The sequence below is a fragment of the Pantoea sp. X-Soil-TKNS-1280 genome (assembly GCF_059730475.1).
Genome location: NZ_AP035962.1, coordinates 157,506 through 175,506 on the forward strand (window position 1 = coordinate 157,506; position 18,001 = coordinate 175,506).

At 59.1% G+C, this 18,001-nt stretch carries 9 protein-coding genes; 7 read left to right on the plus strand and 2 right to left on the minus strand.

The window, feature by feature from the left end:
• The first annotated feature begins 421 nt into the window (after positions 1 to 421).
• The 7 genes from bcsO to AC6I8X_RS00790 are packed head-to-tail and all read left to right on the plus strand — an operon-like array spanning position 422 to position 11,865.
• Positions 422 to 1,150: a cellulose biosynthesis protein BcsO gene (gene bcsO / locus AC6I8X_RS00760; protein WP_497840405.1), complete on the plus strand. Its 729-nt coding sequence runs from the start codon at positions 422 to 424 to the stop codon at positions 1,148 to 1,150.
• Positions 1,141 to 1,941, plus strand: a complete 801-nt coding sequence (bcsQ, locus tag AC6I8X_RS00765) for a cellulose biosynthesis protein BcsQ (RefSeq protein ID WP_299455477.1) — start codon at positions 1,141 to 1,143, stop codon at positions 1,939 to 1,941. Before bcsO ends, bcsQ begins: the two co-directional genes overlap by 10 nt.
• Before the next feature lie 54 nt (positions 1,942 to 1,995).
• Positions 1,996 to 4,101, plus strand: a complete 2,106-nt coding sequence (bcsA, locus tag AC6I8X_RS00770; protein WP_299455475.1) for a UDP-forming cellulose synthase catalytic subunit — start codon at positions 1,996 to 1,998, stop codon at positions 4,099 to 4,101.
• Positions 4,098 to 6,590: a cellulose biosynthesis cyclic di-GMP-binding regulatory protein BcsB gene (gene bcsB / locus AC6I8X_RS00775; protein ID WP_497840406.1), complete on the plus strand. Its 2,493-nt coding sequence runs from the start codon at positions 4,098 to 4,100 to the stop codon at positions 6,588 to 6,590. Before bcsA ends, bcsB (AC6I8X_RS00775) begins: the two co-directional genes overlap by 4 nt.
• Before the next feature lie 11 nt (positions 6,591 to 6,601).
• Positions 6,602 to 10,405 (plus strand): cellulose biosynthesis protein BcsC, encoded by a 3,804-nt coding sequence (locus tag AC6I8X_RS00780; protein WP_313683860.1) that lies wholly within the window; start codon positions 6,602 to 6,604, stop codon positions 10,403 to 10,405.
• Positions 10,405 to 10,851: a cellulose biosynthesis protein BcsD gene (bcsD, locus tag AC6I8X_RS00785; RefSeq protein WP_299455468.1), complete on the plus strand. Its 447-nt coding sequence runs from the start codon at positions 10,405 to 10,407 to the stop codon at positions 10,849 to 10,851. Before AC6I8X_RS00780 ends, bcsD begins: the two co-directional genes overlap by 1 nt.
• A gap of 9 nt (positions 10,852 to 10,860) precedes the next feature.
• A complete protein-coding gene (locus tag AC6I8X_RS00790) occupies positions 10,861 to 11,865 on the plus strand; it encodes a family 8 glycosyl hydrolase (RefSeq protein ID WP_313683864.1) in 1,005 nt (334 codons plus the stop codon).
• 530 nt (positions 11,866 to 12,395) lie between these two features.
• Here the strand turns inward: AC6I8X_RS00790 and bcsC are convergent.
• Together bcsC and bcsB (AC6I8X_RS00800) are read right to left on the minus strand one after the other, a co-directional pair.
• Positions 12,396 to 15,704 (minus strand): cellulose synthase complex outer membrane protein BcsC, encoded by a 3,309-nt coding sequence (bcsC, locus tag AC6I8X_RS00795; RefSeq protein WP_497840407.1) that lies wholly within the window; start codon positions 15,702 to 15,704, stop codon positions 12,396 to 12,398.
• Positions 15,697 to 17,994 (minus strand): cellulose biosynthesis cyclic di-GMP-binding regulatory protein BcsB, encoded by a 2,298-nt coding sequence (bcsB, locus tag AC6I8X_RS00800; protein WP_313683876.1) that lies wholly within the window; start codon positions 17,992 to 17,994, stop codon positions 15,697 to 15,699. The genes bcsC and bcsB (AC6I8X_RS00800) overlap by 8 nt, the downstream gene beginning before the upstream one ends.
• Positions 17,995 to 18,001: the final 7 nt, after the last annotated feature.

Sequence of the window (18,001 nt, forward strand, 5' to 3'; positions counted from 1 at the left end):
CGTCTATACTTCAATAAAATTAACGCTCGAAGCATTGATTATGCAAAAACAGAAAAATTCATTACATCATTTCATCCGTCTTTGGCTGGTCTTAAAAATTCTTCTCAATGCCAGGACAAATTCTGAATTTTGTCAGGATTGTGTGAAGCTCATCACACCTATGAAAAATCCGCAGATTGCAGAGGGTTGGTGATTTTTCAGTGGGTTAGAGAAATGTTATCACCGTGATTATTTCAGTTAATCGATATTAATTAATTCCGGATAATAAGCAGATGGATCGTTATATTGCTACTTTTTTTCAATCAGAAAGATAAAACTCTTTTATTGAATGCGACGCTTTAATAATCAGAATTCTCTCACTGTGTTTAAAGGTATGTGATATATTCGCGAAAAATTCCCCCTCCTTAACAGGCCCCTGGTCATGAAGAATTACGACGATTTGCAGCGTTTTAAGGAAAAAACGCAGACGCTGGATATCGCTTTTAAGGATATGTCTGGGCAAACGCAGGAAGCGGACCAAAGTCAGTGGGCGATTATTCGTCAGCTGGCGGCGGACGAAGATCAGGAAACCTTAGGTGGTGGCCAGCGTATTGATTTGCCGCAGCCGCAGCCAATTCGGGGTAACGAATTTACTGCCCCTGCGCCGCAACCGCAGGCGACACCCGTTGCCAGCAGCGTGCGGGGTTCAATTCTCGACAGCCTGGCCGCTACCCCGGTAGTGGCAGCTGCGCCTGCGGTGGCTGAGCCTCAGCCAGCACCCTCGCTGTTTCCACCTGAAACATCCCGGCCTACGCCGTCGATCATGCCAGTGGCACCTAAAGCGACCCATGTTGAGCGCCAGGCGACCACATCGCTGTTTCCGCCTCCGCCGCCAAAACCGGCTGAAGCCCCGGCGGCTCCGGTTCAGGCGGTTGTACCTGAACCTGCACCTGCACCCTGGGCGGTGCCTGCTCCAGTGGCCCCGGCCCCGGCCCCGGCTGCCGTTGCCCCTGTGCCAGCCTTTGTATCACCGGTCGCGCCTGCGCCGCAGCCTGCTGCGGCACCGTCACGCTTTGGCGCACTATTCCGTTCACGGCCAGCTGCGCCCGCGAACCTGTCGAAAGAGACACCACTGAAACCGTTACTGGAGAAGATTGCGCTATGCCGTTAGTTTGTGTGTGCTCGCCTAAAGGGGGAGTAGGGAAAACCACAATGGCAGCCAACCTGGCCTGGAGTCTGGCCCGCGCAGGCAGCAAAGTTTTGGCAATCGATTTTGACGTACAAAATGCACTGCGTCTGCATTTTGGTGTGCCGCTGCATGATGGTCGCGGCTTTGTGGCGCGCTCGGATGAGCAGGCAGACTGGAGTCAGTCGATTCTCACCACCGGCGGCAATATTTTTGTCATGCCTTACGGTGACGTCACCGAAGAACAGCGTGAACGTTTTGAAGAGCGGCTGGCAAAAGATCCGCATTTCCTGCGGCGTGGTCTGGATACTGTGCTGAATTATCCGGGACTGGTGATCATTGCGGATTTTCCGCCTGGCCCGGGTCCGGCATTAAAGGCGATGACGGCACTGGCCGATATGCATTTAGTGGTGATGCTGGCAGATACCGCGTCCGTCTCTTTGCTGCCGCAAATTGAAAATGACCGCATGATTGGTCAGCCACTGAATAATAAACGTGGGCACTATTTTGTTCTCAACCAGAGCGATAACCGCCGCAATATAAGCCGTGAAGTCACTGCTTTTATGCAGCAGCGTCTGGGGGACAATTTACTGGGTGTGGTGCACCGTGATGAAAGTGTCGCGGAGGCCAATGCGTCGCAGCAATCTGTTTTTGATTTCAGCCCTGCATCTGCGGCAGCGTTTGATATTGAGCTGGTTGCCAGACGTGTCTCCAATATCCTGAATATCACCGTGGGTAACGGCGAAGTTCAGGCACCCATTCGCAGTCATTATTAATAGTCTGGCCTTGCCAGACCGCGAATAAAAACAACACAGCTCCGCAGGTGAATCATGAGAAAACTCGGGTTTTACCTGCTGCTGCTGGTGCTTGCACCGGTCGCAGCGGTAATCATCATTACGCCGATGGATAGCCAGAAACAATATATCTTTGGCTTAATCAGCATCGGTATGATGTTTTTAATGGGCTTCAGCAAAAGCCGCAAAATAACAGTGGTGATGGTCATTCTCTCCGCGCTCATGTCAACCCGATATATCTGGTGGCGCACCACGGAGACTCTGCAATTTAATTCAGAGGTTGAAGCCATTCTTGGCATCGGCTTATATCTTGCCGAGCTTTATGTCTGGCTGATCTTAATTCTTGGCTTCCTGCAAACCACCTGGCCATTAAAACGTACCATCGAACCGTTGCCTGATGACACCAGTCTGTGGCCGACGGTGGATGTTTATGTGCCATCGTACAACGAAAGCCTTGATGTGGTTCGCGATACGGTGCTGGCGGCACAATGTATTGATTACCCGCGCGACAAACTCAAAATCTATTTACTGGATGATGGTAAGCGCAGTGAGTTTGCCATGTTTGCTGCGGATGTTGGTGTCGGTTATATCACCCGTGACGATAACCGCCACGCCAAAGCCGGTAACCTCAACCACGCGATGAAAATCACCAAAGGTGAGCTGATTTGCGTATTTGACTGTGACCACGTCGCCACCCGCACCTTCCTGCAAGCGACGGTCGGACCGTTCCTGAAAGATCCGAAACTGGCGCTGTTGCAGACACCGCACTACTTCTACTCGCCGGACCCGTTCGAGCGTAACCTGCGCGCCGCGCGCAGCATCCCGAACGAAGGTTCGCTGTTCTACGGCCCGGTACAGCAGGGTAACGATAACTGGAACGCCACCTTCTTCTGTGGCTCTTGTGCGGTGATTCGTCGTAGCGCGCTGGAGCAGATTGGGGGGTTTGCGGTTGAAACCGTCACCGAAGATGCGCACACCGCGCTGAAAATGCAGCGTCTGGGCTGGGGTTCGGCGTTCCTGTCGATTCCGCTGGCCGCCGGTCTGGCCACCGAGCGTCTTGGTCTGCACGTTATTCAGCGTACCCGCTGGGCGCGTGGCATGACGCAGATTTTCCGCGTCGATAATCCGCTGCTGGGCCGTGGTCTGAAATGGCAGCAGCGTCTGTGCTACCTCAACGCCATGCTGCATTTCCAGTTTGGTTTACCGCGCGTGGCGTTCCTGACTGCGCCACTGGCGTACCTGCTGTTTAACCTTAACATCATTCATTCGTCGGCATCGCTGATCTTTGCCTACGTATTGCCGCATCTGGTGATGTCGTTGTACGTCAACTCCCGCATGAATGGCCGTTTCCGCTACACCTTCTGGGGTGAGATTTACGAAACGGTGATGTGTTTCCACCTGGTTATCCCGACCATCCTGACCATGTTTTCGCCGAAACACGGCAAATTCAACGTCACGGATAAAGGCGGGGTACTGGATCAGGGCTTCTTCGATTTCCATATCGTGCGTCCCCATGTGATTGTGGCGGCGCTGCTGACGGTGGGCATCGTGGCAGGCGTGGTGCGTGCCACCATGCATAACTATTTTGGCGTGGACCCTTACGTTATCGCCCTGAACGTCGGCTGGGCGGTGTTCAGCCTGATTATCCTGATGGCGGCGATTGCGGTGGCGCGCGAAACCAAACAGGTGCGTAAAACCATCCGTATTGAGGTAGAAATCCCGGCGATTATTCACTACGCCAGCGGTATCTCATCACGCACCATGACCAGCAACCTGTCGATGGGCGGCGCGCAGCTCGACGCCCCGGATGGTCGCCATGAGTTTGATGAAATCGAAGAGATCGATCTGCTGCTGAAATCGGGTGCCATCACCATTCCGGTGAGCAAAATTTCCGGTGATGAAGAAACTATTCGCCTGCGTTTCGAAGCGATGCCGCTGTCGCGTCGTCGCGAACTGGTGCGCGTGGTGCTGGCCCGTGCCGATGCGTGGATTCAGCCGCAGTACAAGCAAGACAACCCGCTGCTGTCGATTGGCACCATTGTGCGTACCGTTTTTGAGCTGTTCTGGCTGACATGGAAAGATCGTCGCAACAAAGGCAAGCAGGACGCTCAGCCTGCCGTGAAAGAGGACAGCGCAGCATGAAGAATCTGACGCAAACGTTGCTGGCAAGTTCGCTGGCAACCGCGCTGCTGTTGGTGCCTGCCTGGGCGGATACCCCGGCAACGGTGACGCAGGATAGCTCTGCCCTGGGACAGGTGCCCCCGCCACAGGGGCTGGATAGCAACGCGGATGCCCAGCTTAAAGCGGCGGCAGGCAGTGCCCCTTACGTCCCGGCAGAAAATGCCCCGGCGACGGAAAACGATGCGCCTGCGGCAGCCAGCGAGGCACCGGCACCGGATATTGTGTTACCGACCCCCGCACCGCTTCCCGCTCCGGTAGCGGCACCGGTGGTGGCTGCGGCACCGCTGAATCAGCCGGTCAGCGCCGTGATTTCCGTGGCGCAGATGGGCCAGCCGCAGGGGATCGTGTTGACCGGCGGCCAGTTGCAATCTGGTATCGTCTTCACCCTGCCGGGTGATGAGGTGATCACCAATGCGCGCCTCAACCTGTCGCTGCGCGTCTCTGCGGCGCTGGCGTCACGTAATACCTCGCTGCAACTGATGCTTAACGGCCAGCCGCTGGGTACGCTGCCACTCGGCTCCAGCGACAGCGATGTCAGTGATTACCAGCTTGATATCCCGGCGGCAATGGTGGTGTCCAGCAACAACCTCAGCTTCAAGATTAACGACGCCGACAAATTGCTGTGCGAGAAAGATAGCGCCCGCCAGTATCAGGTGACGATTCTGCCGAAAACCACGCTGAGCATGGAAGGGCAGCAGCTGAACATCGGCACCGCCCTGCGTAACTTCCCGCGTCCATTTCTTGATCCGCTGCGTATGACGCCCGCCACCGTCACCATGGGTTTTGCCAATGATGTGGCACCGGATACTGTCAGTGCGGCGGCGCTGGTGGCTTCGTGGCTGGGTATTCAATCGGATTACCGTGGCATTCGTTTCCCGGTGGTGCGCGGCGATCTGCCGGAACACAACGGTATTCTGTTTGGTCATCCGGGCGATAAAATCGGCCCGCTGACGTTCCCGGCCGCCAACGGCCCGACCCTGCAAATGGTCGATAACCCGATCAACCCGGTGTACAAGCTGCTGCTGGTGAGTGGCGCGGATGACGCGCAGCTGCGTCAGGCGGCGAACCGTCTCACCACGCATCCACTGACCACCGATGCCAGCAGCATGAATGTGCAGACGCAGCCGATTGGTTTGCGTAAGCCTTATGATGCGCCGCGCTGGATTAACACCAGCCGTCCAGTGCGTCTGAGCGAGTTGCTGCGTAAAGATCAGAGCCTGACCACCACCGGCATCTGGCACGACGCGCTGAGCGTGAACTTCCGTGCCGCGCCGGACCTGTTTATGTGGGACGGCGACACCATTCCGGTGAACCTGCACTATCGTTTCCCGTCGGAAAGCTGGATCGACGAGAACAACTCGTTCCTCAACGTGATGCTGAACGGCACCTTCCTGCGTAACCTGACGGTGAACAAAGTCGGCCTGCTGGAAAGCGCATGGCACCGTCTGGGTGGCGATGCACGCCAGGAAAACTACACGCTGAAGCTCGATCCCTATCTGATTTACGGGGATAACCAGCTGGCGCTGTACTTCAACATCAAGCCGAAAGCGGATGCCCCTTGCGGCGTGTTGCTCAACAACAACATCAAGAGCCGCATTGAAGATGACTCGTCGATCGACCTGAGCCATACGCGTCACTTCACCATGCTGCCGAACCTGTCGTACTTCGTTGGTGCATCCTTCCCGTTCTCGCGTCTGGCCGATTTCGCCCAGACCACGCTGATGCTGCCGGAGAAACCGAGCGACGCGGAGATCTCCACCCTGCTGGATATGGCGGCCCGTGCCGGTAACGCCACCGGCGTACCGCTGGCGCAAAACCAGGTGCTGTTCGGCATGCCGAATGGCGGCACCAATCTGACGCGTCTGGAGCACAGCGATCTGCTGGCGGTGAGCACCACGCAAAACAGCGCCTTTAACCAGGCGATGCTGGCGGGAACACCTTATGAGACCAGCGGCAATACGCTGGGGGTGAAGGACCCGACCACCTGGGACAAGCTGCGCGGCTGGCTGACCGGCGACTGGTATCGCCAGCAGCTGGATGCCGATCGTTACTTCTCTTCGAATGAAGCCTGGCGCGGCTTTCTCAGCTATCGCTCGCCGTGGAACCCGGATCGCCTGGTGGTGATGACGGTCGCCACCAGCGATGATCAGCTGACACGTCTGCATAACGACCTGAACTCGGCACGGATTAACGCGGGTATTCGCGGCGACACCGCCATCATCACCGATGAAAACGGTATCCGCAGTTTCCGCGTCGGACCCCAGTTCCCGAGTGGTGAAATGCCCTGGTACATGATGGTGGTGTGGTATGCCAACCAACACTCGGTGCTGATGGCACTGGCCGCGCTGCTGGTATCGGCACTGGTGGGGGGAAGCGCCTGGGCGATGCTGAAACGTCACGCCTGGCGACGTCTCAATCCGCAGGGTGATAGCAAGTCCGGCAAGAAGTAAGGATAAAAACAATGAAAAAACATCTGATTAGCGCCGGTATTCGCCACGCCCTGATTCTGGGCGGGGCACTGACACTCTCTCAGCCGCTGCTGGCGGCCGAGAGCACTAACCCTGCGCTACAGGCGCTGTTTGATCAGGCGGCTTACTGGCATCAGAAAGCGCATGACGACCTGGCGCAGGCTTCGCTGCAGAAAGTGCTGATGGTGGAACCGAATAACACCCAGGCACTGTATCTGCTGGCGCTTTACGCACAACAAAGCGGTGATAACGTGGCGGCTTCACAATGGCGCGCGCGCCTGAGCCAGGTGTCACCAAACGATAGCCATCTCACCGAGCTGGACAACGCACGTCAGCTGCAAAGCATTCCGCAGTCGCAGCTGTCACTGGCGCGTCAGCAGGCGCGCAGCGGCAATATCGCCGCCGCGTTACAGACCTGGCGCAACACCTTCAGCGGCAACGAGCCGCCGCCGAGCGTGGCAGCCGAATATTATCTGACCATGGCGGGTGACCGCACGCTGCTGCCGCAGGCCGTTGAGGCGCTGCGTCAGTTCGCTGCCGCGCATCCGCAGGATACCGGGGCCAGACTGGCGCTGGGCAAGGCGATGACGTATCAGGAATCCACCCGTCGCGAAGGGATCGATGTGCTGGCAAGTATGGCGGATGGCAACAAAGACGCCGACCGTTCGCTGCGCCAGGCGTTGCTGTGGCTGGGACCGCAGGCATCCGATGCCTCGCTGTATCAGACCTGGCAGCAACGTCACCCGCAGGACAACGCGGTGATGGATTACTACCGTAAAAATGTCGGCGGTGCCGAGAAAGGCGCAGGCTTTACCGCCCTCAACAGCGGTGATGTGAGCAGCGCCCAGAACAACTTCGAAAAAGTGTTGCAGGCGAACCCGCAGGATGCCGATGCGCTGGCCGGTATGGGCTACGTGGCGCAGCGTGCCGGACGTTATTCCGAGGCCGCCGATTACCTGACGCGCGCAGCGCAGTTGGGTGGCGATCAGAGTGCAACGCGCCAAAAACAGGCCACCGATGCGCGTTTCTACGCGCAACTGGCGACCGCACAGCAGGCGCTGAAAAATGGTGACAGCGCCCAGGCGTTGGCACTCAGCGAACCGCTGACTCAGGCCGCGGGCGAGCAGGGCACCTCGGCCAAATTGTTCCGTGCGGATGTGCTGCGTCGTACCAACCAACTGCCACAGGCAGAGCAAACTTACCGTTCGATCCTGCAAGGTGACCCGGATAACCGTAACGCCAAAGAAGGGTTGTTCTATGTGCTGCGCCAGCAGAACCGCAGCGCAGAGGCCAACACCCTACTGGGATCGCTGCCGGAAAGCGTGCGTCAGAGCGTGGCCCCACGCGGCAGCAGCACCGACCCGATCCGTCAGCAGGCGAAGCGGGAACTGGCGGCAGGCAACAACGCCGCGGCGATTGCCACCCTGCAACAGGGTATTGCGCGTTTCCCTGACGATGGCTGGCTGCGTCTCGACTTAGCGCGCATCTATCGTGGCCAGGGTGACAGCATGATGGCGGCAAATATTATGCAGCCAGCGATGCGCACCGGTGCCAGCACCAATGAGCTTTACGCCGGTGCTTTGAATGCCAGCGAAAGCGGTGCCTGGCAGCAGGCCAGCCTGTTGCTGTCGCGTATTCCCAACAGCAGCAAAAGCAGCGATATGCGTGAGCTGGCGCAACGCGTCAACTTCAACCTGCAAATGAACACTGCCGATCAGTATCTGGCGCAGGGTTCCAATGCCGCCGCCGCCAATACCCTGCGCGCGCTGGCGTCCAGTCCGCCTGCTAACCCGGTGGATGCGGGGAACCTGGCGCAGAAACTGGCGAAAGCCGGGGACCTCACCACCGCCGTTTCAGTGGTGCGCAGTAATATGCAGCGAGGCGTGCAGGGCAACGCCGGTGATTATGCCGCCCAGGTGGCGGTACTCAATCAGGCTGGCCTGACTACCGAAGCGCAGAGCTTCCTCAGCAGCCCGGAATTGCAGGCGCGCAGTACGCCAACCCAGCTGGCCGGTATTCGTAATGGCTACGTTATCAACGAAGTGGATCGCCTGCGCGAGCAGAAACAGTACGCTGCCGCCTATGACAAGCTGGTGGGTGCGCTGCAACATGATCCGCAGAACCGCGACCTGATGTTTGCGATGGCGCGTCTTTATCAGTCCGGCAAGATGAATAAAGAAGCGGGTGTGGTGTATGACTACCTGATGACTCAGGACACCCCGACTCAGGATGCGCGCGAAGGGGCCATCAACGTGGCGCTGGCGCAGAACGACGTGCAGCGCGCCAATACCCTGGCGCGTGGCCTGCGTAATGAGCAGACACCGGATCGCCTGCTGCTGCTGGCGCGGGTGGCGGAAGCCAACGGCGAGCATAGTCAGGCGATGAGCTATCTGCGTAGCGCACGCGGCCAGCTGATTGGCTTGCAGGGTGCGCAATCCGGCAGCGTGCCGACCGTGGGTGGTCTGGCGCTGGCCGACAACCCGTTTATCAACCGCAGCACTTCACCGGTGGGGCGCACCCCGTCCAGCTATGGCGCGGTGATGCCGTGGCAATCCGCCCCGGATGCGACCAGCAGCGCCAGTGGCGTGACGCTGGCCAGCAATACTCCGGCGGTGCAGCAGAGCCGCACGCTGCGCCAGATCGACGACATGATGGACGATTTGCAGGAGAAAACCGGTACCTGGACGCAAGGTGCCGTGCAGGTTCGTGGGCGTGATGGCGAATCGGGTCTGAGTAAGCTGACCGAAGCCAAAGCACCGCTGACCTTCTCCACCGTGCCGTTCGGCGATTCACGTTTCGACTTCACCATGACGCCAATTTCTCTGTCGGCGGGCAGTGCGGCTGGCGATGCATGGCGTCGCTTCGGTACTAACTCGCTGATTCAGGGCGCGGTGGTAGCGGCGGGTGATGCCGAAGTCACCGATGTGCCGTCCTCCTCGACCAATTCGCAGAAAGGCAACGGGGTTGAGTTGAATCTGGCACTGAAAGGCGACAGCTATAAAATTGACCTCGGTAGTACGCCGCTCGGCCAGGATCTGAGCACGATGGTCGGTGGCGTGCAATGGTCGCCGAAACTGACAGATTTCCTGACGCTGATCCTGACCGGTGAGCGTCGTGCGGTGACCGATAGCCTGCTGTCGTACGTGGGGGCAGAAGATACCGCCACCGGTAAGAAATGGGGTCAGGTGACGAAGAACGGCGGCAACGCGCTGCTGAGCTACGACAACGGCGACGCCGGTTTTTATGTTGGCGGCGGTGCTTACAGCTATCTGGGTGAGAACGTCGCCAGCAACAACAGCGTGCAGGCCACAGCGGGTGCTTATGTGCGTCCGTTCCACTACGATGACCGCGAACTGAAAGTGGGGATGAGCCTGTCGTGGATGGATTTCTCGAAAAACCTCAGCTACTTCAGCTATGGTCAGGGCGGTTACTTCAGCCCGCAGAACTACGCGTCGATCTCATTCCCTATCGACTTCTCGCGTAAGTTTGACGACCTGAAGGTGAATATTGGTGGCTCGATTGGTTACCAGTCCTACAGCCAGGACCGGAGCGCCTACTTCCCGAACGATCCGACATTGCAGGCAGAGCTGCAGGCACTGGCGGATGCGGGCGACGTCAAGAGCGCTTACTACGATGGCGACAGCAAGAATGGCATTGGTTATAACCTGCACGCCGGTGCGGATTATAAGATCAATAGAGATCTCACCGTGGGTGGTCAGTTAGGTTATGACACCTTCGGCGATTACAACGAGACCACCGCGAATCTGTACTTCCGTTACATGTTCGGAGATAACTAATGAGTGAGCAATTGGCAGCGCGTGTCAGCCATCCGCATCAGCCGGGCTGGTTTGATCTGGTTAGCGTGATGGTTGAAGGCATGCTGGATAATGCCGGTGAGGAAGCTGAAGGTTTCCTGAACCAGGTGGGCGAATCACTGGCTGCGCGCTATCCTTTGCCGGAGGCGCGCACCGTGCAGGATCTGGAGCGTGAAATCAATTTGCAGCTGGCGCGTTTTAGCTGGGGTTTTGCCCAGTTACAACCGATAGAAAACGCCATTCTGATTCAGCACCATGCGTTACCGGTGGGTGACAGCCTGGTGGACGCGGAACGCTGGCAGCTGGCTTTTAGCGCGGTACTGGCGGGTGTCTATGCCCAATGGTTGCAGGCGCAGGGTGGCAGCGCAGCCGTTCCGGTTACCCTGGAAAAACTTGATGGCGGCACGCTGCACTACCGATATCAATAGGATGCTGAGATGAGAGTTAAGCCGTTCTGGCGTCAATGGATGCTGTGTTTGATGGTGATGTTTTTTAGCGCCCAGGCGGCCGCAAATGGCTGGAGTACCTTCAAGAGTCGCTTTATGAGCAGTGATGGCCGCATCATCGACACGGCCAACAACAACGTCAGCCATACCGAAGGTCAGGGCTACGGCATGTTGCTGGCGGTGGCGAATGACGATCGCGCCACCTTTGATAAGCTGTGGCAGTGGACGCAGCGTCATTTGCGCAATCCGCAAAACGATCTGTTTTACTGGCGTTACACGCCGGGTGCAGCCGATCCGGTTGCCGATAAAAATAATGCCTCCGATGGTGATGTGTTGATTGCCTGGGCGTTGCAGCGTGCGGCGCAGAAGTGGGGCGGTAATTATCAGCAGGCCTCGGACCGCATTCAGCGCGCGATCGTGAAGGATAACGTGATGACCTATGCCGGGCATACCGTGATGTTGCCGGGCGCGCAGGGTTTCAATAAAACCAGCTTTATCGTGCTGAATCCCTCCTATTTCCTGTTCCCCGCCTGGCGTGAGTTTGCCGAGCACAGTCATCTGCGCGTGTGGAATCAGTTGATTGACGATGGCATGGATTTGCTGGGAGATATGCACTTTGGCAAAAGTGGTTTGCCGCTCGACTGGGTGGCGCTGAATGCTGATGGTTCGGTGGCGCCGGCGGTGGGGTATTCCAATCGCTTTAGCTATGACGCGATTCGTATTCCGCTCAATATCTGGTGGTACGATCCGCAGAGCCTGCATCTGGTGCCGTTCCAGCGCGTCTGGCAGGGCTATGGTCGCTTAACCACGCCAGCGTGGTTTGATGTGCTGGCGAACACGCCTGCGCCTTATAACCTTGATGGCGGTTTGCTGGCGATTCGTGATTTAACGCTGAGCGAAACCGGGTATCTCAGCGACCAGCTGGCCGCGGATCAGAATTACTTTTCGGCAAGTTTGCAGTTGCTGGTCTGGCTGGCCTATCAGGAAAGGCGCTGACGCGTAGGGGTTGAGCTGATTTCGTTCGCCTTAGGCTGAGGGAGTTTCAGCTCGCCGGTGCGGCGACCGAGCAAAGGGGACCTGGCCGTCCCCTTTGCATTCCCCGGCCTTGCGCCGCCTGCCTCGCCGCTTCGCGGCTTTTTCGCGCGATAAATCGCGCCGCTACAAAGGATTGCACGTAACGTAGCGGCGCGATTTATCGCGCAATGCAGACAGCGCCGGGCGTGCAGGCGGGGGTGTTGGCGGCATTCGCAGCGCCGAGTGCAGAGTGAAGGCCAGGACGAGCCGCATGGATGCGGCGAGAGGGCGGCATGAGCCATGGATGGCGAATCCGCGCGGTCCGTCAGGCCTGAGAGATAAGCGAGGGAACAGCGCGTAGCGCTGCGCGAGGACGCCGCAGGGCGCGGATTGCAAAGGTCCGCGCCATCGGACCTTTGCCCGTCCGCCTGCACAGGCGGCCCTGAAACTACCTAAAGCCTGGCGGGCGGAACCTTCTCAGATCCAGGCCGCTGCTTGCAGGAACCCACCCGCTACTTAAAATCCGCGTAGGGGATCAACGGCTGTGGCGGCATATCCATATCACCATTCCAGCCCGCCATCGAATACCGCACATACAGCAACCCATGACTCGGGGTGTAATCCTTCGCCTGCTGAATATCCATCGCTACCCCGACAAACCAGTGCGGCGTTAATCGACGTTCCACAATCGCCTGCAAGGTATAACCAAAACCGCTGCCGGAGCTGCTGTCCGACATCGGGTTCGATGCCAGTACAAAGCCTGGATTGACCGGGTAACGTTGCTGCGCGTCGGTCTGCGAATGCGACCACGACAGCGAGCCGCCGAGATCAAATGACCAGTTCTCAGTACGCTGGCGATAGGTGACCGGCACCGAGAACGACAAATATTGCTGTGGGCTGTAGTAACCGCCCTGACCAAAGGTGTAATCACTTAAATCCTTCTGGTAGTGCCACAGCATCGTGTTCAGGCCAACCGTGGCGCGGCGATTGTCCTCGTTAATCAGCTTGTAGTAATAACCGGCCATCAAACGTTCACGGGTGTTATCCGCGACGTTTTCACCGGTGAGCTGATGCGCACTGAGATCGGCCCATACCCCGTGTGCGCCGCCCTGATCGTAACTCAGACCGAGCGAACCGCCGGTGGCGACCACGCCGCCCCAGGTTTTGCCGCCGTTGGTGGCCGGATCGCGCGCACCGGCATATGCCAGCAGCGAACTGGCAATCGGACGACGTGAAGCCGTCAGTGTCACGCCGATATCATCGACATCGGTTTTCCAGCTCAGGCCGCCAACCCAGTTGGTCACCTCAAAGCCGAGCGGGGTGGTGCCCACGTCGGCTGACCAGCGATCGTTATGCCAGCCAATACCCAGCGCGGTGCCTTCGGCGCGCTGAGTAAAATCACGGCGACAGCCGCCAGAGTTGTCATCGTTACAGCTGCCGAAACGGTCGTTGTGGCTGCCGTTCTCCGTCGCAAAGGTGCCAGCCGAAACCAGCACATGATCGACGCGCACAAAGCTACGACCATCAGCAAGCGGTGTTTCCGCCTGCATCATGGTGGTGTGGGCGGTGAAGTCTGAACGTCCTCCGCTGCCTTTATCGCGTGAGTAATCCTGCTCCAGCGTGAAGGTCGTGTCCTGCTGACGATAAAGATCGGCGGCATCGCTGCGGATACCGCGCTTCAGCCAGTCATCATCCGGCTGGTTACGGGTTAACCGGGTGTAGCTGTCATTATCTGTGGGGACAACGTCGCTGATACCGCTGGCGGCCATCGCCTGGCGATAGTCCTGCTGCGCCTGGGCGGGCTGTTGCCGCTGCGTTTCCAGCCGTGCGGCATCGCGATACACCAGTGCTTTCCCCTGCGACGGCGCTTCGTTGGCCGCACGGTTTTTCAGCTCGCTAAACAGCTGCTGCGCTCGCTCGCTGTCGCCGCTGTTCTGCCAGGCAAGCGCCACGCGACGGCCGCTGTTGAGGCTTTCCTGCGCCACGCTGGCCGGTAATTGCTGCAACGCCTGGCGCGCTTCCTGTGGGCGATGCAGTGCCAGCAAGGCTTCGATACGTCCCAGCGCGGCGTCATTGTTGTGTGCATCCTGTTGCAGCACTTGCTGATAAGCCGCCAGCGCACTGCGTGCATCGCCACGCTCCAGCGCCCGGTCGGCGCGGGCGAGGACTTTCTGCTGATGAAGGCGCTCAGCCAGCCCACGCATATTGTCATCCCAGCGCGCCTGCGGCAGACGGTTGAGCGCCGCCAGCGCGGCGTCATCCTCATCACCGGAGGACAGCCACAGTGCCTGCGCGTAGGCAGCGCCGGGGTCCTGCGGATGCTGGCGCACCATATTGTCGATGACTGCGCGGCCCTGGGCGGCTTCTCCGCTGTTGCGCAGTGCCCCCGCCAGCCGGTACGACAGCCAGATGTCGTCAGGCATCACCAGCGCTGCCTGGCGATACTTCACCACCGCCTGATGCCACTGGCCCTGTTGTGCCAGCGCATCCGCTTCGGCGAGCAGGCGGTCACGGCGCAGTGCCGTCAGACGGCGTTGTGCCGTGCTGTTGCTGCGATCCATTCGCAGCGCCTGCTGCCAATATTGTTCCGCCTGCGCGCTGTTGTGGCGTGCCTGCGCCACATCGCCCAGGCCAATCAACGCCCAGCTGTCGCGACTGTCGATGGCCTGGGCGTAGCGATATTGACGTTCCGCCCCGGCGATATCGCCTTTCTTCAGGGCGTTATCCCCGCTGTTGATCGCCAGCCAGTAACGGTTGGTTTGCAGCAACGATTGCCATTTGCCCACCTGGGTACTGGACTGGCCGTTTTTGATCGCTTTTTCCAGCCAGCTAATGGCGGCGGCACGGTTATTGGCGCGCGCCTGGGCCTGGCCCATCGCGCCCATCAGTTCGGCATCGTCAGGTGTGGCTTTCAGCGCTGCGCTCAATGAGGCTATTGCCCCTGCGCCACCGCCAGCATCGACCAGCGCCAGCCCACGCATGCGCTGACGGTACGCCGGATCGGCCAGCAGTTTTTGCTGCCGTGCCAGCTCCTGCTGTCCGCGCTGTTGCGCATCGCCGGAGGTAAAAATGCTGAGATATTGTTGCAGACTGGCGACGCTGCGATCGCTGACCGGCTGATTCTGAATCTGTTGCAGCCAAAGCTCGGAGGCGGCATCACGGCCACCATCGCGTTTGGCGAGGCTGCGCAGTTGCGTCAGCGCGTCACCCGGCTGATTGTTATCAAATGCCATGCGCGCCAGTTGCAGTTCCACGCCAATATTGCCGGGGTAACGCTGCTCCAGCTTCTGCAACTGACGGTACGCCGTCATCTGCTGGCCGGGCAGACGCGCCACCAGTTGCCAGTACTCCAGCTCGGTGGTGACATCCGGGAAGACGCCGTGAAATAGCGCGTCCCAGGCGGCTTTGGCTTCAGGGAGGCGGCCCGCAGCCGCCAGCAGTCGTGCCTGTTGCAGCTGCTGGCGACCAACGCTTGTGGTCAACGCCAGACCGGCTGCGGATTCCCGGGCGGCAGCGGATTGTGGTGCCACACGTTTCAGTTCATCCAGCAGCTGCCGGGCTTTGGTCTGATCGCCCTGACGCAGCGCCATACGGATCTGCGCTGCCAGCACCTGGGGATTATCAGGGTCGATTTTTTCCAGCCGGTACAGCGACTGCTGTACCAGATCGTACTTGTTGGTCGATTCACCGGTGCGAATCTGCATCAGCAGCCATTCGACCGGCGACACCTGCGGGCCAGCCGGGGCGGCGACCGCACCTGCCAGCATGCCCAGCGTGCTGCTCAGCAGCAAGCTGACCCGCAACGCGCGTGCTTTATTCATCGTCTTCGTCTTCAGCCAGACGACGGCGACTCACCATACGCATCAGACGCCATGTCATCAGCGCAAACAGCAGCACAACCAGGGTCGCGCACACCGCCAGCCACACCGGATGGGTCGCCAGCATATTCCACAGACGCTCCCACCATGGCAGGTGGCCAACGTAGTAGGTATTGCCGACGCGCAGGCTGTAAACGCCCGATTCACGGATGATCGAGGCGGCACCAAAAATGGCGGCGCGCTTGCCGCTGTCCTGCATCGCGTTGTTGAGCAAATCCCAGCCGCGCGGGCTGTCGGCCAGCAGCGCCACCACGCTGCGTTGATCAAAGAACGGAGACTGGAAGCCGACAATCACCCCCATTGGCCCGCGTGAGCTGATGGTGGTCTGGCTCTCGACAGCGCGGTCAGCGGCGGAGGCGTGAATATTCGGTGCGCTGACCTGGCGGGTTGGCATATTGATCCAACTGCGGGCGGCAGCGACCAGAGCGTTGATCTTGCGGTCGTCCTGGAGATCGTCCGGGATGCTGCCGATCATCAGCAGATCGGCATCGGTGTTTTTCGCTTTGCTCCAGTCATCGCTGACCTGCACGCGCAGCGCCGGATAACCGGTTTGCGCACCGATGCTGCCAATCGCATTCAGCAGGGTGGTGACTTCGCTGTTGTTCGGTTTCGGCTGCACCAGTACCAGCGTCTGCGCCAAATCGGCGTAGCGGCTGTATGGGAAGCCCGCGTTGGCCCAGGCGCGCAGTGACGGCATTTCGATGTAATGACGATAGCCGGAGAAATCGATGCTGGAGTGATCGTCAATCACGACATGATGGTCAACGGCGGTGACGGTTTCGCAGCGTCCATCGGCGGTGCCGCCAATAAAGGTGTTGGCGTAGTCGAAGTTGAAACGCAGCTGGTTAACCACGCCAAGGCGCAACGCCGGGATGGTCAGCTGGCGGCTGCTATCCTGCAACCCCTGAATCAGCGGAATGTGCAGCATCTGCTTCGCCGCGGTGTCTTTCGGCGTCAGCGGGTAATCCTGCATAAACTGGTTGTTCAGATGAACCGCCAGACGCGAGCCATCCTGTTGAATCGGCGAGGTGTAGCGGTAAATCAGGTCCATATCGATACCGCGTGCGCGTACCAGGAACAGATCGGGTGGCAGGTTGAGTGTCAGGGCGATCGGATTGGGTTGCAGGCCGTCTGCCTGGAGCTGGTTCTGGTACTGCGTCAGTTCGCCAAAGGTGGTGCGACGGTCGGTGCGTACCCAGTTCGGCGCATCGTAGGCCTGGCGTGGTGCCAGCAGTTTGACGTTATCCACCGTCGAGCTATCGCCGCGCAGTAGCAGTTCACCCTGCGCAATCCCTTCCACCGCCGTCAGCAAATCTTTGTCATCACGGCCAAGGATCAGCAGCATTTTCTCATACGGGTTATCCGGCTGGCTGACCATCGTCACCGTGGGTTTATCCACCGGTGGCATATCCTTCAGGAAATCGGGGCGTTGGTCGTTGGTGGCGAACACCACCGCGTGCTGTTCCTTCGGCAGCTGGTTATACAGCACCGGGAAGGTCTGGCCGCGCCATTGCGCTTTGCTGCCAAAGTAAGAGGCGAGGATGGCAGCGGCGCGCTGTTGTTGCAGGTCTGGTGCGCTGCGGAACACCATCGGCAGCTGTAACGGACGGCTGTCGCGGCTATCAAAGAAAGGTTCCGGGAAATGCGACAGATCGTTTTTCAACGGCAGCTTTTGCAGCGTCAGGTCGAGCTTGCTCTCTTTACCGATATCCAGCCAGATGGTGCTGTTGGCCGGGTTTTCGCACACGTTGGCGTAGTGGCCGACCAGTTCCAGTCGTATGCGGTTAAAGTCGCCGATAAAGCGCGGATCAATCGCCAGCTGAGCCTGGTTCTCTTTGCCGAGCTGATCGGCGGTGAGGGTGATCAGGCTGACCAGTTCATCGTTGAGATAGACCTTAAGCTGCGACAGCGTCGGGATTAACGCCGGTGACGGACGATAGTTGAGGGTCAGCAGTGCGCGTGTCACCACTTCATCACTGCGCACGCCAAATTCAATCTGACTGGTTGGCACCGTGCCGCGTAATGTCATGCTGCCCGGCGGTGGCGCAACCTGATTGAACAGCAACTGGCTGGCACGCAGCGGCGCATTTGGCATCAGCAGGTCATTTGCCACCGGCAGCGCGGTCTGAACTGCGGCCTGGGGTGCAACCGGGGCGGCGGGCTGCGGTGCGGCCTGCGCCACAGTGGCGGTGCCCAGCAGCAGGGCGGTGAACCAACTCAGTTTTCTCGTCATGGTCATA